The sequence below is a fragment of the Mesorhizobium sp. CNPSo 4684 genome (assembly GCF_057784315.1).
Genome location: NZ_JBWLUX010000108.1, coordinates 1 through 442 on the forward strand (window position 1 = coordinate 1; position 442 = coordinate 442).

Here is a 442-nt window from a genome sequence, read left to right on the forward strand (position 1 = left end):
TTTCAGTGACTACCTGCGTAAAAACAACAAGCCGGGCATTGCTGGTCGGCTTTCCGGCACGTCGTTGGACAGCGATGTGAAGAGCTATAGGAAGGGCGGCGGTGATGAGCATATCGGTGCCGCACTGGCTGATCTGCGAAAATCGCAGGCAGGCGCTAAAGCGATGGAGCTCGAGCGCCATATCCTCCCCGTTCCTGATCCCGAAAACGCGCCGCGGATGGAGCCGATGCCCGTCGGCAGCGCCGCTGCGCAGCACAGTGTGTCGCAGGGTGCGGGCAGGTGGCCAGAGGAGCTGCCTCCCGTAGAAAGCTACGACCAGGATTTGCTTTGGGAGCTGACGGGCGAACCCGGCCCGTCGCCATCTCTCGAGCCGGTTTTGATAGGGCGGAGAAAGCAGCCTCTTTATTCCGAGGACGCTCGCCTTATTTCGGGGCTTGAGAAG

Annotated in this window: 1 pseudogene; it reads left to right on the forward strand. The window is 60.9% G+C overall.

Annotated features, from left to right (window positions below):
* Positions 1 to 442 (forward strand): annotated as a pseudogene (locus AC04SG_RS32905) (hypothetical protein); the annotation flags it as partial.